The organism is Moraxella atlantae NBRC 14588, assembly GCF_001591265.1.
Taxonomy (GTDB): Bacteria; Pseudomonadota; Gammaproteobacteria; order Pseudomonadales; family Moraxellaceae; genus Faucicola; species Faucicola atlantae.
In genome coordinates, this window is record NZ_BCUL01000005.1 from 30786 (window position 1) to 57040 (window position 26255).

The following is a 26255-nucleotide window of genomic DNA, read 5'->3' on the forward strand; positions in this document are numbered from 1 at the left end:
CGATTTTATTTAATATATAAATATTATTATTTTAAATAATTTAAAAATAAGTACATTAAAATACTGCAATACTACAACACCATCACAGCGTCACGTATACGAAGCCACTTGGCTAAAAAGTCATTTGGCTAAAAAGTCATTTAGTCGCCAACCAATACATTTCTTTAGAGCGCGCGCGCGAGGCGGCAGGTTTGATACTGCGTAATTTGCTAAACTGCCCTTGCATGGTTTTACGCAACTCATCTGAGCCTTCTCCTTGAAACACTTTCATAATCAGCGTACCGCCATCGGTCAGCGTCTGCAAGGCAAAATCCACCGCCAACTCACACAGATACATCATGCGCGGCTGATCCACAGCGGCAAAACCTGACGTGTTGGGTGCCATATCAGACAGCACCACGTCAACAGGACGACCTGCCACCGCTGCCATGATGTTGTCAAACACATCTTGCTCACGAAAATCTCCTTGGATAAAGGTAACATTATCCAAATAATCCATCGGCAAAATATCTGACGCAATCAGCGTGCCGTTGTCGCCAACCAGCTTTGCCGCCACCTGTGACCAACTACCTGGCGCTGAACCCAAGTCTACTACGGTCATCCCTGGGCGGATCAGCTTTAGCTTGTCATTGATTTCTAACAGCTTGTAAGCCGCGCGCGCACGATAGCCGTCTTTTTGCGCAAGCTTGACGTAATGGTCATCCAAATGCTCTTGCATCCATGCGCGGCTACTTTTGGATAGTTTTTTGTTGGTGATTCGGGTTGCCATAACAGTTTTTTGGTAAAAGATGAAATGAAAATCATGCAAAGGTTTACGCAAGTTTTTAGACATTGTAGCACAATTTAGCAATAGGCTGATCAATGTCTTGCCAACGCTTTGCCGCAAACATGCTATAATCTTTGGTTTAACCAATTTTAGGTAATTAAATGGCAGCCAACATGACCAACCAAACCGTATCCAAACCGCGCGTTAAGCTCACTGACCCCTTGACCAACGAGCAACGCAAATCGCTCAAAGGTATTGCCCACCAGCTATCGCCGATTGTAACAATTGGGGCGCAAGGCGTGAGTGATCGTGTACTTGAAGAAATCGGGCGCGCGCTTGATGACCACGAGCTCATCAAAATCAAAATTCCTGCAGGTAGTAAAGAACAACGCGACGCGGTGGCGCAAGCTGTGGTTGAAGCAACGCAAGCAACGTTGATTAGCAGCATTGGGCGTGTGTGCGTGCTGCTGCGCCAAAACCCAGAGGCGAACCCCAAATTGTCAAATTTGGTGCGATTTGATTAGTCCGACTGCCCATATTTTAGCCAGCGTCTGCCAGCACGCGCATGACGCGGTATTTGGCAACGCGGATTTGGTTGTACCGCTGCATGCGTTTGCTGACACGCCAGCCCAAAGTGATCTTGCGCCAATTTGGGCAGCGATTACCATTGTGCCGACTGGCGATCATCTGCCCGATGCCACGCTGTTGGGTATCAGCTACTTTATACCGCGTTTTGACTGGTTAGTGCCTGCGCGTTGGCAGGCATCTGCCACTTACCCTGTGACAGCTTTTCAACCGCTACCACGTGTACCCGATGAATGTTTGTGGCAAGCTAATTGTTTGGAATGTTTTTTTGCTTGGGCAGAGGACAGCCGTTATGTTGAAATCAATATCAGCGCGGACGCAAACAATGCACGATTTAACGCTTATCAATTTACAGATTACCGCACCCCAAATACACTACCGCCACTGACCACACAGCAGTTTGTGGTGCAATCCATCGCGGCTGATTCAATAGATAAACAATTTAAAAAAGATAAACAATTTAAAAAAGATAAACAGTTCGCCGATTTTTATGTTCGGCATGTGGCGGTGTGTTTAGCTGATGGCGCGCAGCAGATCACAGCTTTTGTGCCCAAACTGATTCAGCCTTGTGCCATTTTATACCGCAAGACAGATAAACAAGCGGATCAAGCCGACCATGCGGTATTTTTTGCCCCACAACACGCCACCCCGCCTGATTTTCACCACCAACCAGTTTGGCAAATCTTGCCTTGATTTTGATACAAACAAAAAAACCGCTATTTAATCAATAGCGGTTTTTTGTGCTAAACGCTTGGCGAATTAACGCTCAGGTGCCAATGCCAAATAAGTTTGTGGATTGACCGCTTGTCCGTATTGGCGCACTTCATAATGCAAGTGAGGCCCTGTTGAACGGCCTGAGTTGCCTGACGCGCCGATGTTTTGATTGACCGCAACGGTATCGCCTTCATTGACATAAATCGCTGACAAGTGCCCGTAGCGTGTTGATAAGCCATTGCCGTGATCGATTTCAATATAGCGACCATAACCACTGCCAAAACCTGCATGCGTGACCACTCCGTTACCTGTGGCATAAACTGGCGTGCCAATCGGTGCGGCAAAGTCGATGCCCTTGTGCATACTGGTTCTGCCAAACAAATAGCGGTAACCAAAACCTGAGGTTTGCTGCGCCGATGACGCAATCGGGCGTATATTTAGTGAGCTTGGCGCGCCATAATACGCAGGACGTGCTGCACCACCGATGCTGGCGTTGGTGATGTAGCGCGTTTCGGTATAGACAGGCGTGGTGACAGAAGCCGATGGCAAGGTTTGTACCAACGTTGCTAATCGGTCTTCGCGTAGCTGCGCTTGGCGGCTAAAGCTTTGAATGGTGTCTGCGATATCGCGCTCACTGGCGATATAAAACTCTTGCTGTGCTGGGCGGTAGTAAGTTTCTTGGGCGTAGGCGTTTGTCATGCCCACGATTGATGCGAATGCTGATACCACAGTTGCGATACGTTTCATTGATTTATCCTTCCAAACCTGTGCGGTGGTCTTTATGTCATCAAAAGTCAAGCCCTAACCGCTGATTTAAAGCGCTATATTTCAATGCACAATTTGCTAAAATAACTTGAATAACCCACGCGATTTGCCGACTATTTAATCGCCTTGTTAGATCTGTTTGTTGCCAATACCGATGAAAAAGCCCGTCAATCATCTTGCTTCTTCCACCGAACAATACGCCCACTATCGCCTGCCGTATCACGCCGAATTGTTGGCTTTAGACAATCTAACCAACCAACTGCGCGCTGCGTGGCAAACTTTATTGCCCAGTGAAGCCTTGGACGGTGTACGCGTGTATATCGATGATGGTGAACGCTTGGTGATCAGCACGGCAAATCACACGTTGTGCAATCATCTGACCTACCATCGGCAGATTTTGCTTGCCGAATTGCACCAGCACTTACCCGAATTAATCAGAATTACAACCTTACAATTTCGGGTCATCACGCTAAAGTCCCTCACCGCTCAACCAAATTTACAATGTAATCAAAGCGTAAGCAATGTAAATTTGGGTAAGCCCTCGGCGACAACGAGGCAAAATATAACACAGCTTGCCGCGCTTGTCACCTCAAGTGAGCGTTTACAGCGTTCGCTGCAAAAACTGCTCGATGACTAGACAAATAAGATTTACAATGTAATTTTATGTAATTTTTGTTACTTTATTTAACTTGGTGGCAGTAATACTTTTTGGGCACAAAGCTAAAGACTCAGCCAACAAATGTTGATTGTATAGTTTGGTGTATCTCGTTAAAGATATCTTTTTTCCCAAGGTAGTTACTACCAGTCGTTTGGCGCACACGCTAATGGTTATTATTTTTTTTAGGCATATAACCAAAAATTATCAATAAAATATTGTCTCTTAAGTTTCATATAAGAATAACGCTAAAATGTTACACAATCTGCAAGTTTTTTACATAATGTTAAATTTATACTTCGAATAGCATAAGAAAAACTAACCAATAAGCTAAAATTTTGGCGCATCTTTGACATCTTTTGTTACAATTTGCCAGTTTGCTGCATCAGCGAATACCGCTTGTAATAGGCGATTGTTGAGGCTGTGACCAGATTTATAGGCATAAAATTCGCCCAAAATTTGATGCCCTGCCAAGTATAAGTCGCCAATCGCATCCAAAATCTTATGACGAACAAATTCATTGGCAAAACGTAGCCCTTCTGGATTAAGCACGCGGCTGTCATCCAATACAATAGCATTGTCCATGCTGCCGCCAAGGGTCAAATTTTGGCGTTGCAATGCCTCAATATCTTTTAAAAAACCAAACGTGCGTGCAGGTGCAATTTGTTTGGCAAAATTATCTGTGGTGAATTCAAAGCGATAGGTCGCGTGCTCAGCACAAAATGCAGGGTGGGCAAAGTCAATGGTAAAATCAAGCGCAAAACCGTCGTATGGGATGAGACGCGCGATTTTGTCGCCGTCACGCACTTCAACAGGTTGGATAATTTCAATAAATTTTTTGGCAGCAGATTGCTCGACGATGGCAGGGCGAATTGCGGTGAAAAAGTTTTGCGCGCTGCCGTCTAAGATTGGAATTTCAGGCGCGTCAAGTTCGACGCGCAGGTTATCAATACCCAAAGCCGCCAACGCGCTCATCAAATGCTCAACCGTACCAACACGCTGATTTTTGTCATTGACTAAATTTGATGCCATTTGTGCACCACGTACGCCAGTAAAATGCGCAGCGATAGGCTGAGCATCGGCAAGATCGGTACGGACAAACGTAATGCCGCTGTCGATTGGTGCAGGCTGTAGGGTCATGTGCACAGTTTTGCCACTGTGTAAACCAATGCCTGATAGCGCGAGCGGTGCGCCCAGCGTGCGTTGGCGCAAGGTGGTTGCTGTTAGCGGCGTGGATGAAATGGTCATCGGGCGTTTTCCTGTCATCAGGTGCTAGGCGCAAACTGTTGCGTCAGCGTGTTCTGATTGGCGATTGTAGCAAATTTGGCAGGATTGTGCAGGGGGAGCGCCGTTGAGACAATCGTTGCCCAACATCGGCTTAACAATTGCGCAAAAAACCCAACACCTTCAGGGTATTGGGTTGGGCATGATTTGACTATACTAAACGCTTATTTGCCTTGTTGGCGGCGCAAATAGTCTTGAATGCGCATACCGTTACCTGTGCGTGGGGCAGGTTCTGGCTGTGCAGGTGCAGGACTTGGCTGCGGCGCAGGTGTAGCAGGTTGTGGCGCGTAAGCCACTTGGCTCGTGTGTGAATTAGGCTGACTTGGCGATTGTGGGTAGCTTGGCGCGTCGCGATAAGCCGCCTCATGGGTGCCTGCTTCTACCTTGCTGTTGCTGTTGGCATCAGGTACAAAACGGCGCTCATTTTTTGGCGTGTTGTCAATCGTCAAGCCCGTTGCCACAACGGTAACTTGGAGCTCTTCACCTAGCTCATCGTTGAACACAAAGCCATAGAAAATATTGGCATCGTCAATATCAACGAGGCTGCGAACTTTTTCGGTAATCCGTGCTTGTTCATCCAAGCTAAAGTCACCGCCACTGATGACATTGACCACCAAGCCTTTGGCATTTTTAAGCAATAGATTATCCAACAGTGGGCTTTTGATGGCTTTTTCGGTGGCAGCTTCGGCGCGGTCTTCGCCCGATGCGCGTCCCGTACCCATCATCGCGTGCCCACGCGTTGCCATGGCAGATTTGATGTCATTAAAGTCGATATTCATATGACCATCAAAGGTAATCATATCTGCAATGCCTTGCACGGCTTGCAATAAGACTTCATCGGCTTTTTTGAACGCATCGCGCATGGAGATTTTGCCATACACGCTCATCAGCTTATCATTAGGAATAGTAATGATAGAATCGACATAGGTGGTTAGCTGCTCGATGCCTTCATTGGCGACTTTCATGCGCCGCCCACCTTCAAAGCTAAACGGCGTGGTGACAACCGCAACGGTCAAAATGCCTTCTTCTTTGGCAATCCGCGCAATCACGGGTGCTGCGCCTGTGCCTGTACCGCCGCCCATCCCTGCGGTAATAAATACCATATCGGTGGTGGCAAGCAGTTGGCGGATGTGTTCTTCTTCACTGTCAGCCGCCTCGCGCCCCACTTCAGGATTACCGCCTGCGCCAAGCCCGCGATTGGTATCGGCAACCAACTGCAAGCGGTTGGGCGCAGTCATACGGTCAAGTGCTTGTCTATCAGTATTGATACAAACAAAATTGATGTTTTTAATGCCCGACTGCACCATGTGCTCGACGGCATTGCCACCGCCGCCGCCTACACCAATTACGGTGAGACGCGCCATGCCATCATCGACGGGTTGCTCGCTTACGCCGGTGAATTTTAAAGTCATTGCTGGTTTCCTATCTCGCTATTTGTTTGCTGTTTGCTGATGGTGGGTAACGCACGGCTAATTTTGACTATATCGGCTTGCCGTCATATCTTTGAGCCATACTCATGGCTACTCCACGCCGTTGCATTCATCCAAGTTTTACCAAAATTGTCTTATCATACCATGACTTTAGGTAGCGTAAAATATCGCTTGAAATTAGCAGTTAGTACACCACCCCAATGTCATTGATCATCGTTTTAAAAAAATCGCCGCAAAAAATTGCCCATTTGCTGCATGTGCCGCTGTAAGGCAGGCTGTTTAAGCGCATCGGGTGAAGCTTTTTCACTGTGTAAAAAGTCTTCACTTTGGCTGTATAGCAGTGTACCAAACGCGGTTTGAAATTTACGCTGCTCAATTAGCGTGACCAAATCACGCAGTTTTTCATCGCTGTCGCTAAATGGCGCGTAAGGGCTAATGGCAGAGTTGGTATTGGCTTTATGCACTTTGTTGGCAAACATTTGTTTGGCAAGTGGCAGTAAGCCGCGCATATCGCTGCCGCCACCTGTCAAGACATAACCTTGCTGCAAAAAATCACTCAAACCAGCGTCATCAAGTGAGCGCTTGATATCGCCCAACAGCTTGGCATAACGGGCATGTACGATATTGTGCAACTGCTGCATGTTGATGGCTTTTTCATCGTCAAATTGGGTACGCTTGACGGTAAAAAACGCGCTGGCATCGATGCCGTGGCGATCAACATTGGCTTGGTTTTTCTTAATTAATTCAGCTTCAGCAATGGTCACATCCAGTAGCATAGAGATATCTAACGTGGCATCGTGACCACCTTCGGCAAAGCAATGGGTATAGACCAATTTGTGCTCGCGGTACACGCACACACTGGTTGAGGCATAGCCAATGTCAATAAGACACACACCGTGGTATTTTTCATCCGCCAGTAAGCAGTATTCGGCAGATGACACCGCATCAAACAGCATTTGGTCAATTTTGACGTCACATTCTTGCAACAGCTGCTGCAGGTTTTGCCGTCCGCGTACGGGCATCATCATCAGATGATACAGCACCGTCATACGCTTGGCTTGCATACCGATGGCATCGTTAATCATTTGGTCGTCATCATCAAGCGCGATGCCCTGCTGGGTGTAATGCATCAAGTACATGTCATCGCGCACATGCTGCTGCTTGACTTGGGTCAGTGCAGTCACCACGTCTTTGGCTTGAATGGTGTCATGATGGATAGCGACTTCACCGACACTGTTGAGACTTTGCAAATCTGGTGTAGCAAAGCTAAGCCAGACGCTATTGATACGGCAATTTGACATGTCCTCTGCTTCTTGCATGGATTGCTTGATGGCAGACTTTAGCCGTTCGCGGTGGCGGATCGTGCCTTGGTAAAAGTCGTAGCTTTTGACGCTGCCAATGCCGATGATGCGAATGTCGCTCGCAGAATACACTTGCCCAATGACGGTATGAATGGCAGTGGCGGTGAGGTGAATAACAACGAGGGTATCTGGTTTTTTCATGGTTGGTTGGGGTTAATCAAACAGGCTTATCAGCCCGACCCGTCGCGCAAATCTTGCAACAAATCTGGTTAAATCGGCACGCTATGACCGTGGGTTTGGCGGTTAGTTCAGTCGATTGGGTTGGATATCACACTTTACAAATTGCCGCACGCTTCGCTGGACTTACTGCGGCGTGATTGGCTTTGGTATAGACTTACTTGCCACTGTCTTTTGCCGCAGCATCGCTAGTCGGCGCATAATCTGGCTGCCGCCACGTCACTGCCATGCCATTTTTATAGCGTAAATCGATGGTCTGGAGTTTGGCAAGCTGTGGCTGCAACTGATTTTGTAACAAAATACTTAGCTGATACAATTTTTCAGTCGTGCGCTCATTATCAACCAACACACGCAAGCCATTGTCAAACCGCAGCAACCAAGACAGCCGTGGGGTAACGATGACCTCTTGCAATCTTAGCCCAAGTGGAGCGTACCAATCGGTAACTTGTTTGGCTTGTTGTAGCATGGCGGCGGCGTATTCACGCTCACCCTGCAAGCGCACCCAATACGGCTGATTTAAATCATTACTATCGGCAGGTGCAAACACCGTACCCGTGGCATCGACCAAGTGTTCACTGCCAAATTTGGCAACCGCCTGCCGTGGTACCACATGCACCTGCAGCCCTTGTTGCCAATCGCGGCGGATATCAGCTTGCGCAACCCAATCTAGCGTTTGTGCCTGTGCCAAATAGCTTGGTAAATCCGCTTGTAGCACATTGTTATCCGCTTGCGTGCCTAACGTGTCAGCCAATTGGTGATACTGTAGCGCAGACAGCCCGGTTGGATTGACCACGATCGGCGCGTTGGGCAACTGCTGTATCCGATACACTGCCAATGCCACCAGTGCAACCAACAGCAGTGCCACGATTAGTGACAGCCCTTGACGCAGTGTGTGTGATCCAACCCTTGCTGTTAAGCGGCGGCTTTGATGGGTCGTGATGGTTGTTTGCTCGGCGACCATCTGCAATGAAGCATCGTCCATCATACCTTGTGCCTCATCTGTAGAGGCTGTCGTCGGTGCAGCAGACTTGACAGCAGAGGCAGAAGAAGAAGCAGACGATGACATAACCACAACACCAGATCGGCTAAAACAGGCAGGCAAAACCAACAATCACCACAGACTCGGCGCGCAAAATACAAAAATCCTGCTAAATCAAGCAGTTAGCCATGCGCTAAAACACGGTAATTATAAGTCTTAATAGCATAGCATATCAACTCCCACTTGACCATGCCATGCGACGGATTTTTATGCTATGATATGCTTGGGCAAGCCATTAGCCAGCACACAGATCATCATTTGCGCTTATATGTTTATGCCAGTGTTTGCGCCAAAATCGCTAGGCATAAAGTAGCAAAATCCATGCCGCAATGCTTGGCTGCCATCGGTACAAGGCTGTGATCGGTCATGCCTGGAACGGTGTTAATCTCCAACAAATACAGCTTGCCGTCATCGTCCTTTAAAAAATCCACCCGTGACCAACCCTTGCCACCCAAAGCTGCCAAAGCACGTTTTGCCAGTGTGTGCATGTCGCGCTCTTGCGCTTCGGTCAAATCCGATGGACATTGGTACTCGGTGTCATCACGCAGGTATTTGGCTTCATAGTCGTAAAACTCGGTTTTAGGTACGATGCGGATACTTGGCAAGGCTTGCTCGCCCAAAATTGCGCAGGCATATTCACCGCCTGTGATGGCACGCTCTGCCAAGATTTCGCCGTGATATTGCTTGAGCGTGGGATACACCTCAGCAAGCTCGCCTGGGCGTTTGATTTTCATCACGCCCACACTGCTACCCTCTGCTGCAGGTTTAACAAACAACGGTAAACCCAGTTCGGCTTCCACCGCGGCAAAATCGCTGTCATCGTGCAGCACCACATACGGCACATTGGGCAAGCCCAGCCCTTGCCAGACTAACCGCGTGCGAAACTTGTCCATCGCAATCGCTGATGCCAACACGCCGCAGCCTGTGTACGGGATATTAAAGCCCTCAAGCACGCCTTGTAAGCCACCATCTTCACCAAACGTGCCGTGCAGTACATTAAATACACGGTCAAACTGACGCAGCAGAGCGATATCTTGCGCTTGTGGGTCAAAGTGGTGCGCGTCCACCCCTTTAGATTGCAGCGCATTTAACACCGCTTCACCGCTGTGTAAAGATACTTTGCGCTCGCTACTCCAACCGCCACACACCACGGCAACCTTGCCAAACGCGCGTACATCCAAATTTTTAATATCCATATGATTACCAAAAAACGCATTCATGGGCAGCTATCCACTTATTGTTGATTAAAAAATAAACCACTGTTGGCTAAGTCTAAACACAACTGCCCAACGTTGCCTGCGCCTTGGGTAATCAGCAGGTCATTGGCTTTGAGCACGTTGGGCAAGATTTGGCGGATTTGCGCCATGTCATTGATATTGAGCAAAATCGGCTCAACCTGCCCACGCAAGCGAATATTGCGCGCAAGACTGCGGCTGTCCGCACCCTCGATCGGTGCTTCGCCTGCGCTATACACATCAAGTAGCAACAAAACATCAACTTGCGATAACACCTCGACAAAATCATCAAAACAATCGCGCGTGCGTGAATAGCGGTGTGGCTGAAATAACATGACCAAACGGCGGTCGGGGTAGCTTTGACGTGCCGCCTTGATGGTCATAGCCACTTCGGTCGGATGATGCCCGTAATCATCAACCATGATGACATCATTTGCCGTGCTGTCCGCTGCATGATCGGCTGCCTGTGGCACGGTATACCGCCCGTGATGCTCAAAACGCCGCCCCACGCCTGAGAATTTTTCAACCGCGCGCGCAATGGCATCATCGGGCACGCCTTCGTCGGTCGCCATCGCGATCGCCGCCAATGCGTTATAGACATTGTGAATACCAGGAATATTTAAGGTAATCGGCAACGGCTCACGGTCTTTACGCAGTACGGTAAAACGGGTTTTTAGCCCATCGGTTTGCACATCCACCGCTTGTACGTCGTTGTGTTTTTCAAGTCCAAAGGTCAGCACAGGGCGCGCGATATCATCAATCATGGCATACAGTTCTTTGTCATCGCCGCACAACACCGCCAAGCCATAAAACGGCATATTTTGTAAAAACTGGACATACGCCGCTTTGAGCTTATCAAAACTATTGCCGTACGTGTCCATGTGATCTTGGTCGATGTTGGTGACAATCGCCGCCATCGGGCGCAGCGACAAAAACGACGCGTCCGACTCATCAGCCTCGGCAACCAAATAACAGCTTTTGCCCAAGGATGCATTTTTGCCTGAGGCGTTGAGCTTACCGCCGATGACATAGGTCGGGTCAAGCCCTGCTTCGGTCAAAATGGTGGTCAAAAGACTGGTGGTTGTGGTCTTGCCATGCGCGCCAGCAACCGCGATACCGTGGCGATAACGCATCAGCTCGCCTAGCATATCGGCGCGGCGAATGACAGGAATACGCGCGGTCAAGGCGGCTTGAATTTCGGGGTTTTGGCGGTCAATCGCTGATGACACCACCACCACATCGGCGGCACTGATATTTTTGGAATCATGCCCGATAAAGACCTGCACGCCCATTTGAGTCAAGCGTTCGGTGACAGGACTGGCTTTGATGTCTGAACCGCTGACCGCATAGCCGTGATTATGCACGACTTCGGCAATACCACACATGCCTGCCCCACCGATACCGACAAAATGCACGCGCTCGATACGGCGCATTTCGGGAATCTCAATCACGCGTTTGCTAAAGCGTCTGCCGCCTATCAGATTGGGGGTGAGTGATGTGGATGGTTGGATAGCGGTTTGGTCGATTAAATCGGGGTTGGCGGTGGTTGGCATAGCAGGCTCGGTTGGATGGTCTTACAAACACCCATGGCAAACGCTGGCGTTTACCTAGGTGAAACGGTTGGTTTAACGGTTAAATCAGGTTTCATTTGGCGGCAGATTGGATGCCGCACGGTTTGTGCTGGGTGCGTTTAGCATCGGCTTGGTTTGGCACGCCGCCAACACCAGTGCAGCGACTTTGGCAGTGGCATCTGGTTGGGCAAGGGCGCGCGCTTTTTTTGCCTTGGCTAAAATCGTGGCACGATCAAGTCTACCCAGCGTTTGCGCCAAATGCTCCGCGGTCAGCTGCGGCTGCGGCATTAAAATCGCCGCATCTTGATTGGCAAGCCAACGCGCATTGGCAGTCTGGTGGTCATCAACGGCATGTGGTAGCGGCACGAACACCGCCAATAAACCTGCTGTTGCTACCTCTGTCACAGTCAGCGCACCTGCACGGCACACAATCACATCTGCCCACGCGTACGCTTCTGCCATATCGGCAATAAACGGCGTGACTTCATATTGCGTGTGCTGCAAATCAGCTTGGTCGTATACCGCTTGTGTGTCGGTCAAATTGTTGCGCCCGCATTGGTGGCGCACCTGCCAACGTTGGATATTGGGTGCAGTTGGTGGGCGATGTTGTGATGGTTGATTTTCTAACAGCTTAAGCGTTGGCGCGATGGTCTGATTGAGCACTTGCGCGCCCAATGATCCGCCAATCACCAACAAACGCAGCGGACTTTGGTCGTTAGGATCAATGCGCGCTTCAGGCGGCGGCAACTCAACAATTGCTTCACGCACGGGGTTGCCAACCGTCACCAAACCATCGGGCTTATTTTCGCGAAACGTATTCGGAAAGGCTTGTAACACGCGATTTGCCATCTTGGCAAGATAGCGGTTACTCATACCTGCAATGGCGTTTTGCTCATGAATCAGCAGCGGAACTTTACAGATTTTTGCCGCCAGACCACCTGGTGCGGTGACATAACCCCCAAAGCCGACAACCACATCAATGTGATTACTGCGAATGATTTTGACACACGCCAACGTGGCTTTAAGCAGCGTACTAGGCGCTTTGAGCAGCCGTCCCATGCCATTACGCCGCAAGCCTTGCATATTGATAGCGTGATACACAAAACCTGTATCCGCCAGCAAATCGTTTTCCATGCCCATCAGCGTGCCCAGCCAGTGCACGGTCGCGCCTTGTTGTTCCAAGGCCTGCGCAACCGCCAATGCAGGAAACACATGCCCACCCGTCCCTGCTGCCATCATCAACACGCGCGGCGCATGCTTGGATGATGGCTCGGCGGTTGGGACAGACAGCGAACGGCTCATGGGTCATTCCTTGTTCATCAATATGACTTTTAATCGCGCATCAATTCACTTAATAACACCGATCACCTGATCGTGCTGATCAAAATCACTTGATAAAAATAGCGGTATAAAATTGGTTCAATAAAATGGACAAATCATAGCACTTTCTGGCTAAATAAAAAAGTCTAACCGCTTGGCTAAGCGTGTTGTGCGCCTGACAAAATGTGTCGAGTTGTTGCAAAAATTTTTACACCATTCACTTTTGTTAGGAAAAAGTAAGGCTTTCGTCAAAGAATTGTCATAATTTTGCCGTATACTACCGTCTGCAGATTTTGGGCAGCGGTAAGATGCTGCAAATATAAGCACCCCAAGCTGCCACTTGTTTTTTATATTTTATCCAGCTAACTCGCCAGAGGTAAATATGAACCAGCCCGTAGAAAACAGTTTAGCGACCAAAGAATTAAGCCGTCGCCAAGTATTGCGCTTTTTGGCAGGTGTGCCTGTACTGCCACTTGCCGCAGGTTCTAGCACCATGCTATTGACTGGTTGTGATGATGACGATGATGATGTAAAAGTCGTTAGTGCAACCACCACACCAAACAACACTTTATACAACGCACCAAAAACTGTTAAATCGGTTGAGTTTGTCGGTATGGATGCACCGACTAATGTCGCTGAGATGGCAACCACGACTGTTAATTCAAAACTACAAGCCACAATGACCGATGGCACCAGCAAAAGCTACAAACTGGTGTATAACAAAGTTTTCAACACTGGCGAATCTGTACCAAGCACCACAGGCGGCAACATCATCTCTGGTGGCTATTTTGACATCAATGGCAACCCAATTTATGACACCTCTGTTGATGGTCAAAAACGCCAATTCTTCTCAGATTGTCCAGATGGTACTTCAATGCTAACCATCAATGGCGCGAAGCCTGCTGGCGTGGCAGGCAACGCTGTCTTTGCCGTGGTACAATTTGAATACACCACCAAAAACTTAGCAGGCGACAGCATGTATGGCAAGCTGCCATCACCGATTGCCGTGCTGACCTTTGACCAAGATCCCAATACAGGCGCATTGCGTTTTGTGCGCTACCACAACGTGGATACGTCACCTGCCAAAGGCTTGTGGATCACCTGTGGTGCGTCATTGTCACCTTGGAACACACATTTATCATCAGAAGAGTATGAGCCAGACGGGTTGATCAGCATCAATGGCAACGCGTCAGACAAACAATTTGCGGCGTACAGCAAAAACTTGTTTGGTGATGAAAACACAGCGTATGTCTATAACTACGGTCATCTACCAGAAATCACCGTCAATGCCGATGGCACAGGTACATGTAAAAAACATTACTGCCTAGGTCGTCTATCACACGAATTGGTGCAAGTAATGCCTGACCAAAAAACTGTGTTGATGGGTAATGATGCGACCAACGCAGGCATCTTTATGTTTATCGCTGACAACGCCAAAGATTTATCTGCTGGCACGCTGTATGCCGCCAAAATGAACCAACGCTCTCCTGCTGGCGACAAACTGGGCGACTTTGGTGTGCAATGGATCAAACTAGGTCATGCCACCAGTGCCGAAATCCAAGGCATGGTAACCAACAAAATCAAAATCAGCGACTTTATGGATGTTCAGCTAAAAGATCCTAAAGACAGCACCTACACCAAAATCAAATACAACGGCAAAGACAACTGGGTTAAATTGACCAGTAACTCTGAATTTGCCTTAAAAGCCGCAGCGTTCCTAGAGACCCAACGCTATGCTGCCCTTAAAGGCGCATCGATGGCATTCACCAAAAATGAAGGTACAACTGTCAATCCTGAAGACAAAAAAGCCTATTCTGCCATTTCATATCAATATAAGAGCATGGTTGGTGGTGACAAAACCAATGACCCTGCCTACGGTGTAAATGTCGGTACACTAAAAGCAGGTGGCACCTATACCCATGATCTAACTGGTGGGCAAAAAGATACCGACGGCAATACCATCAACTCAGAGTGGGTTTCAACCCGTATGTACCTAGTGTCAGGCTTAGCAGGTAAAGACCTAGATAAGCCAGACAGCTTAGGCAACACTGCTGATGACAATTTGGTTGCTAACCCCGATAACTTGAAATACTCAAACGCGTTCAAGACCCTATTTATCGGTGAAGACAGCGGTATGCACATCAACAACTTCTTGTGGGCATACAATGTTCAAAGCGGTAAACTATCACGTATTTTATCTACCCCAGCAGGTGCAGAATCTACAGGCTTGCATGCGATTGATGAAGTTAATGGCTTTACTTATGTGATGTCAAACTTCCAACACCCAGGCGATGAGCTAGAAAGCTATGAAAAAGCCTTGGGCAGCGACAAGTTTAAAGCCTTGATGGAAGAGATCAAGAAAAACTATAACAACACCTATGCAGGTGGTGTGGGTTACTTGGCGTTCCAAGCGTAATGCTGTCACGGTAAATTTAAACGTTCAAAAAAACCTCTGTAAATACGGAGGTTTTTTATTGGCTGAAGTTGGCTAAAAACCGTGCCAATCAAAGTTTATATCAGTTAGCGCAAAGGCTGCACGGATTTAAGCAACCGCTTTAAATCAGCATAAAATTGATTGTTGGGTGTAGCATCAAGCGCAGCGTAGCGCAATTTGCGATACAACACTGCCGCCTCGCGCACGCGCTCAGGCTGCTGCACCGCGCTTTCTAAACGCGTCAAATACGCCAGCACACCCTCATCGGCTTGCCGTGCAAGGGTACTATCTTGTTTGGCAAGACGGGCGGATAGATCAACCAACGCTTTGTCAGCTTTGTCCCAATGTTTGCGCCGTCGCCACCACAGCCACAGCCCAAATATTGCCAACAAAAGCACCGACAATGCTGCCATCCACATCACTTGCTGATACACCGACTGGATGCTAAACCACTTGAGTAGCGATGATTTTTGGCGGTCTTGATCATAGCCGACGACGTTGCGCTGCCAATAATAGCCTGCTTGGTCAAACAATCGCCTTGCTTGCTGAAGCATCTGAAACTGCCGATAACTAAATTTTGCCGCCGCACCATCACCAAACAGCTGCGCACCTGCCGTTTGCGTCAGCCTGTCCATGCCCTGCTCAACACGCTCAGGCGCGACAAACGCCGTGGGATCAACACGCAACCAACCGCGTCCTTCGACCCAAATCTCTGCCCACGCATGGGCGTCCATTTGGCGCACTTCCCAACTTTTGCCATCGCGTCCTAGCTGTCCGCCTTGATAGCCTGCCACCACACGCGCAGGCACGCCTGCCGACCGCATCAAAAACACAAAGCTTGACGAATAATGCTCACAAAACCCTGCCCGTGTGCCAAATAAAAACTCGTCAATGCGGTCAGATCCCAAAGCAGGCGGTGATAAGGTGTAGCGAAATGGCTGGGTACGAATCCAACGCGCCAAATTTTGACTAAATGCGATGGGATCATTGCCACTTTGGGCGAATAAATCACGGGCAAACTGGCGGCTTTGCGGGTTACCATCATCAGGAAGTTGCAAATCTTGCCGCCGCTCATATGGAGCCAACGCCTGCCCTATGGCAGCATCATTGAGCCATTGCACCTGATACACCAACCGCTGATTGACATTATCCCAATAGCGCAGGGTGAAATTTGATGTCAACACAATGCCGCGCTGCGCAGTTAGTGGATAATCAAGCGCAAATAGCCAAGGTTGCCCCGTGCGCTCCAAAATCACACGATAGCGATTGGCTTGCGGCTGGTTGGCAACTTGACTTTGCACCACGGTCGGAATCAGCCAACTGGGCATCGTGGCGGTGTCGTAGGGCTCACCATTGCGCGTGCCTGCATTGACAGGTGCAGCAGAACTGGTTGGCACCCACATTTTTAGCGGTTGGTGGCTTGGTCGCCATGTTTTGCCATCAAACGCATCAAACACCAAACCACGCCAGTAAAGCTGCGCTTGCGGTGGCAGCGTGCCTGTGAATTCAGCGCGAAACGCCAGCTCGGTGGACTGGCTTAAACTGGCAAAATCCCCAGGGGACATGCTATCAGACATGCCTGTAGTGGCTTGGTTTTGACCACCCAATTGTACTGACCACAACGGCGGCAAACGCGGAAAAAACAAAAACAGCACCACCAGCAGCGGCAACGCCTGCCCAAGCATCAGCCCCAGTGTGCGATAACGCCCCGTGCCATCATCGTTCTGGGCAATCATGGCAAAAATATTGAGCAATATCGCCATCGCCACCGCAAGCGTCGTGGATAGCCCTTGGTCAAGCAAAAACCGCCCTGCCAACACAAACAACGCCAAGCACAGCACCACATAGCCGTCGCGCCGCGTGTTGAGCTCAAGTAGCTTGCTCAACGCACACAACAGCAAAAACGCCAGCCCGACCTCAAGCCCAATCGCCGTGTGGTAAGTGGCATACAACCCAAACAAACCTGCAATAAAGCCGATATACTGGATCAGCTGTAAGGCGCGCGCACGGGTGAAGACTTGAGGCAGTATAGGGCGCAGCAATGGTAACTGCAGCGCAATCACCGCCACGCCATAGCCAATCAGCCACAGTGGCATAACGGGCGCGTAAACCGCCAAGACCACACACTGCGCCAGCAAAATCCAACTGTAGCCCGATAGCTGCGCCACACGCCACCCAAACCTACGCTTTGGCAGGTTTGGGGCAGGGTTTTGGCTGGTGGCGGATAACATATTTGGCATAATGTGCTTTTGGTAACGTGTGCTGATAGCGTCGCGAATAGATTAGTTTGTTTACCTCATATAACCATCACGGTGTCTGCGCCAAACGCAGCAAGTTGTCATGATAAAACGCTGTGCCTTGCCCAAATTCTCCTTCGCCATCAGGCAGACGCAAGCGATACGCCACTTGCGCTTGCTGCAAGGTATCAAGCCCATAACGCAGCTGTGCCAAACGCTCCTCATGCGTGACAGCAGGCATTTGGTAATAATCCAGCACCTGCTGCTGCCCGACAGGCTCGGCAAAGCGTTTTGCTAACAGCCCTTGCCCACGTGCCACATGCGCCCACGAAATCCGCGACAATGATTCACCAAGCTGATAATTATCTAACTGGTAAAAATCGGTCTGCCCTGCTTGTGTCTGATTGGCGTGCTCGGCATCGGCACTCACCGTAAACGCCTGTGCTGCTGTGTCATACGCCAATGGGCGCGGATAGACCCAGCCTTCAGCATCCAAAAACACATATGCCCACGCGCGCAAAATCCCCAGCGGATACACGGTACTAATCGTCAAGCGCGGTATTTTTAGTCGCCCGCGTTTGTCAGCAGGTAGCCACAGACTCACCGTTTGCGCCGTTTGCACCTGCGCCAAAGTCTGCACCGCACGGGGCGTTTGGCTTGGACTATCTTGCTCATTTGGCAACAAAGGCATGGTCAAATCGCTGTCATCATCACCAAGGCTTAGCCGAATTTGCCGATGTGGTCGGCGTGCAACCGTGGCAAGCTGCACACGCACCTCGACATAATCCCCGACTTGGGCAGGCTGCACGTCGATCAGCTTGACCTGCAAATTTGCCAGATGTGCAAAGGTATAGTGAATGGTAATCACCAGCAAGCTTGTCATCAAAAAACACAAGCCAAGTACCAGATTGTTGGCGTAATTGATCCCTGCAACAAACGTAATGGCAATCACCACTGCATAAAACACGCCCTCACGGCTCAAAAAAATATAAATATTGTGGACATTGAGCGTAGTTTGGGTGGTCTTTGCCACACGCCGCTGAGCCCATTCCAAAAACAACCGCTGCAAACGATTAGGCGGTTTGGTGGTTTTACGGGTTAGCCTTGCGGTGGCTTGACGGCGTGCCATTGGTTGCGCTCGGTTCTTTAATTTTTATTTGACTTTTATAACGAATTTAAAACAGGTACTTGGCGCATGATTTGCCGCGCTAGGCTGTCGGGCGCGCTGCCGCCTAACTGGCTAAACGGCACAAACGCCTGCCCCAAACGATGATCAGCCACGGGCGCAAACACCGCTTGCACATCCTCAGGCGTGACCTCCTGATAACCCCCCAAATACGCAAACGCTTGCGCTGCGTGTTTGAGCGCCAGCACACCGCGCGTTGATAAACCATGATAATCACGGCTTTCACGGGTTTTTGCCACCAAGCGTTGCAAATAATCCACCACCGTTGGCGAAAGATACACCGCTGCCACTTGTTGCTGCGCGGCTTGTAGCTCTGCCACCGTCAGCATGGGCGTAATTTGCGCCAACAGCTGCCGACGGTCAGTGCCTAGCAATAGCTCACGCTCGGCATTCACCGATGGATAGCCTAAAGACAAACACATCAAAAAACGGTCAAGTTGCGACTCGGGCAAAACAAACACGCCTGCTTGCTGGGTTGGGTTTTGGGTGGCAATGACAAAAAACGGTGATGGCAGCGCGCGCGTCACGCCATCTTGCGACACTTGGCGTTCTTCCATAGCCTCAAGCAGCGCAGACTGGGTCTTGGGACTGGCACGGTTGATTTCATCGGCAAGCAGCAGTTGGCAAAACACAGGGCCGGGTTTAAACTCAAACGTACCGCTGTCATTGCGGTAAATTGACAAACCCAAAATATCAGCGGGTAGCATATCACTGGTGAACTGCACACGGTTAAAATCCAGCCCCAAGTGCAGCGCGATGGCGTGCGCCAATGTGGTCTTACCCATGCCTGGTAAATCTTGCAGCAACAGATGCCCACCTGCCAGCAAACACGCCACGGATAGCTTGACTACCTCGGCTTTGTCCAACACGATCTGGTTGATACTGGTCAGCATGGCTTGTAGCCGCGCTTGCAGTTGGGCAGGTGGATAGTTGGCAGTAAGGTGTTGGGTTAGATTGGTTGGCATGGATTTTAACTATTATTTTAGCAGTTTTTATTTTAACAAAGCTTAAGGTTTTTTAAATCATTAGCGTAAGGTTGATACATACGCAATAATCGCTTGCCGCTCGGCAGGGTCGGTAATTTTTTCAGACTCCATGCGCGTGTCGGGAATTGCGGCATGAGGATCAGCGATGTAGCGGTCAAGATTTTGCGCTGTCCAGTGCCAGCCTTGTTGGGCTTTGGCTTGCATGGCATCGGTATATTGATAATCCTTGAGTTGTGCTGCTGGCGCACCGTACACGCGCATCAGTTGTGGGGCTTTGTGGTTGCTACCAGGTCGTATGGTGTGGCACTGCTCACAGTCGTTTTGGTAGGCAACGCGCCCTTGCTCAACCAATTCGGGGTGATACACAGGCAAGGTGACCGCAGCGCGTTCTGACGGTGGTTCACGATGACAGCCACTAACAGCAAGCACCACGATGGTGCATAAACCGATCATCTGCCAATCACCACATGTTTTTTTTGCTAAACTCATTTTTAAAATCATGTAATTTACTATTCAATCATACCCACGATGACAACACTTTGCTAAGCTTCGGTTTCGATATGCATATCAGGGCTTGGGGCTTGCAGGTAGTCACCTTGTAAGTAACGTGCGCCCACCGTCCATGCAGTGGACATGGTGGCAGGGTCTTCGATATAGGGCATGAGGCACGCCGCGCCCGTGGCGTTGATTTGCTGCACGGTTGCCATCAAGGTCTGCACATTGTCGGGGTTGGATAAATCTTTGATTTGGTTAGCCGCTAGGCGCACGATATCGGGCTGTACGTTGGTAATGACTTCAGCGGTATTTGGTGTGCTGCCATAGTCATAAATACCAAATTGACAGCCAATTTGTGCAAAACTTGCTCGTTGTTTGGCGGCCACTGCCAGATAGTCGTTGAGTGTGTGCTCGGCAAATTGTAGCGTCAGTGCGCCATCTATCTGCCCACCGACTGCTTGCAATAGTTTTTGCACAAATTTGGGTAAGCTGTCATCGCTAAGCGACTGCGCGCTTAGATGCACTAGCAGCCGTGCATTTGCATCGACATTGGCACGGTAATCCTTGAGACGTTTACACGCATGCAACAATAGCCAACGGTCGATTTTTTCCATCAAGCCGTGTTGGGCGGCAATAGTGGCAAACGCATTGGGTTTCATGCTGGTGCCATCGGCTAGAGGCAAGCGCAAATAAATTTCAAATAGGTTACTGGTATCGGTTTCGATGTCATAAATCGGTTGGTACAACAGCCCAAATTTATTTTGCTGCAAAGTGGATTTGAGGACCTCAAGCAATGCACCTTCATCACTGCTGGCAAATTGTGATGGGTCGTATAGATACAGCCCGTTGCCTTGTTTGTCGGTGTTTTCAAGGGCCGTCACAACAGCATGGGTCACGCGCTCAATCAAGGTTGTGGTATCAGGTGAGCTGGTATTGATCATCGTCGCACCCAGCGTTACAGTGACCTTAATACTGCGTGAGCCCACCGCAAAACGGTCACCTGCTACCGCTTGTTGCAGCTGCTGACAAAACGCCAACAGGCGTGCCTCATCAAGATTTGGCAAAATCAGCATGAAGTTTACGTCATTAAAACGGCTAATTAAGCCATCTTGCACAGGCTCACCCAGTACCTGCGCCACCTGATGTCGTAACGCTTGGCTAAGCGTCATCACGATCTCATCAGTACTTTGAAAGCCAAGGCTGGCTTGTAATTGCCCAACGTTATCAATACGCACATCAACCAAACCTGCCGTGCCGTTTTGTGCCACCGTTGCCGCACGAATACTTGCCAAAGTTTCCTCAAAACCGCGGCGGTTGTATAGCCCTGTAAGTGCGTCTTTGCGTTCAATCGCTGCCAGTTTTTTGGCGTATTCGGCACTGTTGCCTGCCTCTTGTTGGATGATCACCTGCTGACACGGCTCGCCTTCATAGGTGGCCGCAGCAAGTTGTAATTTGGCAGCAAACGTTGAACCATCGGTGCGCACGCTTTCAAACTTAAATTCAACGTTGTCGCGGTTGCCTTTTTCAAAGTCTTTTAAAAACTGTTTAAAATCTTTGATATTGTTGCTGGCAATCAAGTCGACCACAGGCACGCCGCGCAGCTCATCTAGGTTTTTAAAACCAAACAGTTGTAAATACGGCTCATTGGCGTAGATGTGAATACCGTCTTCAATGTATGCCACCGCACTTTTGGAGTTTTTAATCAGCAAATTGGCGCGTTGCTCGGCATCTTTGAGTATGCAGCGCAGCTTAGCAAGCTCATCACGCACCTGCTTTTGGCGGTGTTGTTGATAGATTTGCGCTGCCATCTCAACCAAGCGATTTTTTGCAATGGCATCTGCGGCACCCCAATGCAGATATAACGGCAGGCTCGGCTCGGTTGCGTCATCTGCGCCGACCAGCTCAAGCCATGGCTTGTCCTTGGCAGACAAATCACCGTATACACCGCTTGTCGATATCATGGCAATAACGGGCAAATCAAGGTCTTGCTGCTTAATAATATCAATAACCTGAACAAACGTCATGTCATACGCCTTGCCCATGACCAACACGTCCCACGATTGGCGCAACAATTTGATCAGCTCATCTTTGGCATCCAAAAAACCCAAATTCACGCGGTCATAATAGTCCGATAACTTATCAACCAACTGCTCAGCAAACAGTTGGTTATCATCAACAACCAATAGATTGAGGCGTGTAGGGTTTGACATGGGCAAAATCCGTTGATTCAACGATCAATAAACCAAGCTTATGGCAGTTTGATGCCATCAAATATTTATCACGGGGTAGTATAGCGTTTTATGGGAGCAAATAAAAATTGTTTTAATCCCACATAATAATCAGTGATACCATACCACATGATAGCACACCGTAAGACGCTATCTTGTTATTTTGCTTAAGATTCACGTAACAATTGCGGGCGCGTGTCTGTACAGATCCAACGGGGTTTTGTTGGGCTGATCGGGTAATTCGCGCACCAGTTTGGGTACCAAATACCCAGCGCATTTTGCCAACAATTGCCAATAAACCTCCACCGCTTGTTCATCGGGGATATAAAAATGCGCCGCACCTGCAACCTTGTCCAGTACATGCAGATAATACGGCAATACCTGCGCTTGCCATAAGCGTTCGCTTAATTTGGCAAGTGTATCGGCGTTGTCATTGATGCCTTTTAACAAAACCGATTGATTGAGCACGGTCACGCCTGCCATTCGCGTGCGCGCCAAGTGGTGTAACGTCGCGTCATCAAGCTCGTTGGGGTGATTGGCATGAACCACCAATACGATCTGGCAGCGGCTGGCTTGCAGACGGGTCAAAAGCGCGTCATCCAAGCGTTCGGGAATTACGACAGGCACGCGGCTGTGTAGCCGAATGGTGCGGATTTGCGGCAACGCTTCAAGCGTGTCTAAAATCTGATTAAGCCGCCGTTCGTTCAACGACAACGGGTCGCCGCCACTTAAAATCACCTCATGAATGACAGGATGGGCGCGGATATACTCGCCAATCGCTTGCCAGTCATTGCCTGTCGGTAGGTTGTCGTTGTAGGCAAAATGCTGGCGAAAACAGTAGCGACAATGCACCATGCATGCCCCTGTCACAGGAATCAGCACGCGTGAGGCATATTTGTGAATGATGCCTTTGAGCGGATTGGCGGCATTTTCGCCCAACGGGTCGGTGACAAAACCTGACACCGCAACGTTTTCGGCAAACGTTGGCAGCACTTGGCGCAGCAGTGGGTCGTGGATATCGCCGCGGCGCATTTTTTGCACAAACCGCCGTGGTACTTTAAGCGCAAAGCCACTGTTGGCATGGGCAAACACATCAGCAAACGCATCACTTGGTAGGCTTAATGCCTGTGCCAAGGCTTCGGGGCTGTCGATTAAATCAGAAAATGCGTCTTGCCAGTTTTTTTGTTGGTCTAAATGCGGTATCATGGCGGTCTAACTATCACGTAAATGCAAACCGCGGCGCGTATCGGCGCGCGGTCATCGAAACATGCTATTATACGCGCGTTTGGCAAGTGCCTACAACGCGGCAACGATTTTTCATGCGTTCGGTTTTCACGATGTTTTTAACGCCTTTGTGGGCGAGCAATTGCTAACTTTTTAGGATTTATTATGGCAAGTTATTCTACCAATGAATTTAAAGCTGGCTTAAAAGTCATGCTAGACGGCAACCCGTATTCAATTTTAGAAAATGAATACGTCAAACCCGGTAAAGGACAAGCGTTTAACCGCGTCAAAATGCGTAACCTTAAAACAGGCAAGGTGCTTGAAAATACCTTTAAATCAGGCGATAGCCTTGAGGGTGCGGACGTTGTCGATACCGAAATGAACTATCTATACAGTGACGGTGAGTTTTGGCACTTTATGCACCCTGAGAGCTTTGAGCAGCTACAAGCCGATGCCAACGCCATGGGCGATGCGCCTAAATGGCTCAAAGACAACAGCAACGAGCTATGCACCATCACGTTATTTAATGGTGTGCCATTGAGCGTAACTCCGCCAAACTTTGTTGAATTGACCATCACCGAGACCGACCCTGGGCTAAAAGGTGACACCTCAGGCGGTGGCGGTAAGCCTGCTACGCTAGAGACGGGCGCGGTGGTACGTGTGCCGCTGTTTGTCCAACAAGGCGAAAAAATCCGCGTTGATACGCGCACAGGCGAGTATTTGGCACGTGTGCAATAATTTTTAACGTTTAGATTGTTATCTTTAATACAAGCACAATCGGTTAAGATTGTGCTTTTTTTGTACCCACTGACAGGGCGTAAAAGTTACAAACAAGCAACCATTGCGGCATTAACTAGCTATCAGATGGTTTGCAATTTGATAATTTTATGTTATAAATCCTTTAAAATAATACTATGCATGACAACAATAGGAATTGAAGGAATAAACAACTTGCCATCGCGTTATTTTGCCTTGTGGTACTGGCGTTGGACGGCGTATTGTATTATGGCTAGCAGCGTGAACACACCGCGCGTGTGACTGCCCAACAGGCAACGCTTACCGTCAAGCAAGTGTTGAGTATCAAAGGCTTGATTGGCTCAGTTGCAAAAACTTAATCATGTGCCCGATGAGCTGACCGAAGTCATCAACACACCCAGTTATGACGTGCTCGAAACCATGGTTGGTGAGCTTGAGTGCCAGTTAAAGTAGCGTTAATTTGGCTTAAATTAAATTTTATTAATTTAAATTTTTATATATTTTTATAAGGATCTACCATGCAAGAACTCATCCCACCCAAAAGCAACGCCACCCCCGTTATCACGCTAGAAGCACCTGAGCCTGTGGCAGTTGTACCACAAGACGAAGCCGACCAAATGGTCAAGCTTGACCAATCCAAAGTGCCCGAGCTTGATAAAAAGGTCAATGACTTTGTCGCCGCCGTACTATCAAACCCCGTCAATACACCAACGTTTGATGAAAAAGTCAACGCCATTCACCAATTGGGCAGCGCGGAGATTCGGGCATCGGCGCAGGTGTCCAATCGTATGCTTGACCGCCCTGCCAAAAGTGTAGACAAGGCATTGTTTGACAATTCGCCCATCGCCAAATCCTTGACCGAACTGCGCGGTGTGGTCGAAGATCTTGACCCTAGCAAGCAAGGCGCGTTGTCTAGCCCGCGCAAATTTTTGGGCATCATTCCGATGGGCAAAGGCGTGCAGGATTATTTTCGCCGTTACGAGTCTTCACAGGCGCACCTCAACGCCATCATCGAAAGCCTGTACAATGGCAAAGACGAGCTGATTAAAGACAACGCTATCATCGAGCAAGAAAAAGTCAATATGTGGGCGTTGATGCAGTCGCTACGCCAGTACATTTATGTTGGCAAAAAAATCGACGAACGTCTTGAGCAAAAAATCGCCGAGCTTGAAGCCACTGACCCTGAAAAAGCACGCATCGTCAAAGAAGAAATGCTGTTTTATGTGCGCCAAAAAAACATGGATTTTCTCACCCAACTGGCAGTCAATATCCAAGGCTATCTGGCACTTGACATGATTCGCAAAAACAATCTTGAGCTGATCAAAGGCGTGGATCGCGCGACTACCACAACAATCTCGGCACTGCGCACGGCAGTGATGGTGTCGCAAGCCTTGAGTAACCAAAAATTGGTACTCGACCAAATCAACGCGCTCAACACCACCACCAGTAGCCTGATTGAATCGACCTCTATGCTACTCAAACAGCAAACCACACAAGTCCACGAAGCGGCAAGCACCAGTGGTATTGAAGTTGAAAAATTACAAAAAGCGTTTAACAATATTTATGAAACGATGGATGCGATTGACCAATTTAAAGTGCAAGCACTGGGCAACATGCAGCAGACCATCAATGCACTGACGCAAGAAGTGGACAAGGCACAACAATATTTGGATAAAGCCAATCGCCAAACCACCATCAAAGAAGTGTCCAGCACGTTGCGCCTTGAAGATACATCAACGTTGGGTGAGGTTAAAATCTGACTCAGACGGTATCAAAAATGCCAAACCATCTTCACAAATTGATTGTA

21 protein-coding genes are annotated in these 26255 nt (G+C 49.0%); 6 read left to right on the forward strand and 15 right to left on the reverse strand.

The window, feature by feature from the left end:
* Positions 1-136: 136 nt before the first annotated feature.
* Positions 137-769, reverse strand: coding sequence for an RlmE family RNA methyltransferase (locus tag MA2_RS04445; protein WP_067057389.1), 633 nt, complete (start codon positions 767-769; stop codon positions 137-139).
* 158 nt (positions 770-927) lie between these two features.
* On the opposite strand from MA2_RS04445, the gene yhbY reads away from it, so the two are divergent.
* Together yhbY and MA2_RS04455 are read left to right on the forward strand one after the other, a co-directional pair.
* Positions 928-1290 (forward strand): ribosome assembly RNA-binding protein YhbY, encoded by a 363-nt coding sequence (gene yhbY, locus MA2_RS04450; protein ID WP_245945346.1) that lies wholly within the window; start codon positions 928-930, stop codon positions 1288-1290.
* Entirely contained in the window at positions 1283-2044 is a 762-nt protein-coding gene (locus MA2_RS04455; protein WP_067057142.1) for a DOMON domain-containing protein, read from the forward strand. Before yhbY ends, MA2_RS04455 begins: the two co-directional genes overlap by 8 nt.
* 66 nt (positions 2045-2110) lie before the next feature.
* Here the strand turns inward: MA2_RS04455 and MA2_RS04460 are convergent, their stop codons facing one another.
* On the reverse strand, positions 2111-2812 hold the full coding sequence (locus MA2_RS04460) for a M23 family metallopeptidase (RefSeq protein ID WP_067057145.1): 702 nt from the start codon (positions 2810-2812) through the stop codon (positions 2111-2113).
* 172 nt (positions 2813-2984) lie between these two features.
* Between MA2_RS04460 and MA2_RS04465 the strand changes: the two genes are divergently transcribed.
* Complete coding sequence (locus tag MA2_RS04465) at positions 2985-3467, forward strand: hypothetical protein (RefSeq protein WP_067057148.1); 483 nt, start codon at positions 2985-2987, stop codon at positions 3465-3467.
* A gap of 348 nt (positions 3468-3815) precedes the next feature.
* Here the strand turns inward: MA2_RS04465 and lpxC are convergent, their stop codons facing one another.
* The 7 genes from lpxC to murG form a co-directional block, all read right to left on the reverse strand.
* The gene (gene lpxC / locus MA2_RS04470; protein ID WP_067057151.1) at positions 3816-4733 is read right to left on the reverse strand and encodes a UDP-3-O-acyl-N-acetylglucosamine deacetylase; all 918 of its coding nucleotides are present in this window, start codon (positions 4731-4733) and stop codon (positions 3816-3818) included.
* Positions 4734-4933: 200 nt separating this feature from the next.
* A complete protein-coding gene (ftsZ, locus tag MA2_RS04475; RefSeq protein ID WP_067057153.1) occupies positions 4934-6181 on the reverse strand; it encodes a cell division protein FtsZ in 1248 nt (415 codons plus the stop codon).
* A gap of 236 nt (positions 6182-6417) precedes the next feature.
* Positions 6418-7701 (reverse strand): cell division protein FtsA, encoded by a 1284-nt coding sequence (ftsA, locus tag MA2_RS04480; protein WP_067057156.1) that lies wholly within the window; start codon positions 7699-7701, stop codon positions 6418-6420.
* 193 nt (positions 7702-7894) lie between these two features.
* On the reverse strand, positions 7895-8803 hold the full coding sequence (locus MA2_RS04485; RefSeq protein ID WP_245945347.1) for a cell division protein FtsQ/DivIB: 909 nt from the start codon (positions 8801-8803) through the stop codon (positions 7895-7897).
* A 245-nt stretch (positions 8804-9048) separates the two neighbouring features.
* Entirely contained in the window at positions 9049-9996 is a 948-nt protein-coding gene (locus MA2_RS04490; RefSeq protein ID WP_067057162.1) for a D-alanine--D-alanine ligase, read from the reverse strand.
* A 14-nt stretch (positions 9997-10010) separates the two neighbouring features.
* Positions 10011-11444, reverse strand: coding sequence for a UDP-N-acetylmuramate--L-alanine ligase (gene murC, locus MA2_RS04495; RefSeq protein ID WP_067057395.1), 1434 nt, complete (start codon positions 11442-11444; stop codon positions 10011-10013).
* 204 nt (positions 11445-11648) lie between these two features.
* Positions 11649-12884, reverse strand: coding sequence for an undecaprenyldiphospho-muramoylpentapeptide beta-N-acetylglucosaminyltransferase (murG, locus tag MA2_RS04500; protein ID WP_067057164.1), 1236 nt, complete (start codon positions 12882-12884; stop codon positions 11649-11651).
* A gap of 400 nt (positions 12885-13284) precedes the next feature.
* Between murG and MA2_RS04505 the strand changes: the two genes are divergently transcribed.
* A complete protein-coding gene (locus tag MA2_RS04505) occupies positions 13285-15318 on the forward strand; it encodes a PhoX family protein (protein WP_067057168.1) in 2034 nt (677 codons plus the stop codon).
* A gap of 104 nt (positions 15319-15422) precedes the next feature.
* Here MA2_RS04505 and MA2_RS04510 read toward each other — a convergent pair whose 3' ends face one another.
* The 6 genes from MA2_RS04510 to epmB all read right to left on the reverse strand — a co-directional run bounded on the left by MA2_RS04510 (position 15423) and on the right by epmB (position 23674).
* Entirely contained in the window at positions 15423-17576 is a 2154-nt protein-coding gene (locus MA2_RS04510) for a transglutaminase TgpA family protein (protein ID WP_245945348.1), read from the reverse strand.
* Positions 17577-17643: 67 nt separating this feature from the next.
* On the reverse strand, positions 17644-18702 hold the full coding sequence (locus MA2_RS04515) for a DUF58 domain-containing protein (RefSeq protein WP_067057174.1): 1059 nt from the start codon (positions 18700-18702) through the stop codon (positions 17644-17646).
* Positions 18703-18737: 35 nt separating this feature from the next.
* Positions 18738-19724, reverse strand: coding sequence for an AAA family ATPase (locus MA2_RS04520; protein ID WP_067057177.1), 987 nt, complete (start codon positions 19722-19724; stop codon positions 18738-18740).
* A gap of 60 nt (positions 19725-19784) precedes the next feature.
* Positions 19785-20234, reverse strand: coding sequence for a c-type cytochrome (locus MA2_RS04525; RefSeq protein ID WP_067057180.1), 450 nt, complete (start codon positions 20232-20234; stop codon positions 19785-19787).
* Positions 20235-20287: 53 nt separating this feature from the next.
* Entirely contained in the window at positions 20288-22450 is a 2163-nt protein-coding gene (locus MA2_RS04530) for an EAL domain-containing response regulator (protein ID WP_067057183.1), read from the reverse strand.
* Positions 22451-22642: 192 nt separating this feature from the next.
* Positions 22643-23674 (reverse strand): EF-P beta-lysylation protein EpmB, encoded by a 1032-nt coding sequence (epmB, locus tag MA2_RS04535; protein ID WP_067057186.1) that lies wholly within the window; start codon positions 23672-23674, stop codon positions 22643-22645.
* 183 nt (positions 23675-23857) lie between these two features.
* Here epmB and efp point away from each other — a divergent pair, with 183 nt between their 5' ends.
* The gene (efp, locus tag MA2_RS04540) at positions 23858-24430 is read left to right on the forward strand and encodes an elongation factor P (RefSeq protein ID WP_067057189.1); all 573 of its coding nucleotides are present in this window, start codon (positions 23858-23860) and stop codon (positions 24428-24430) included.
* Between the two features lie 536 nt (positions 24431-24966).
* Positions 24967-26208: a toxic anion resistance protein gene (locus tag MA2_RS04545; protein WP_067057192.1), complete on the forward strand. Its 1242-nt coding sequence runs from the start codon at positions 24967-24969 to the stop codon at positions 26206-26208.
* Positions 26209-26255 lie beyond the last annotated feature (47 nt).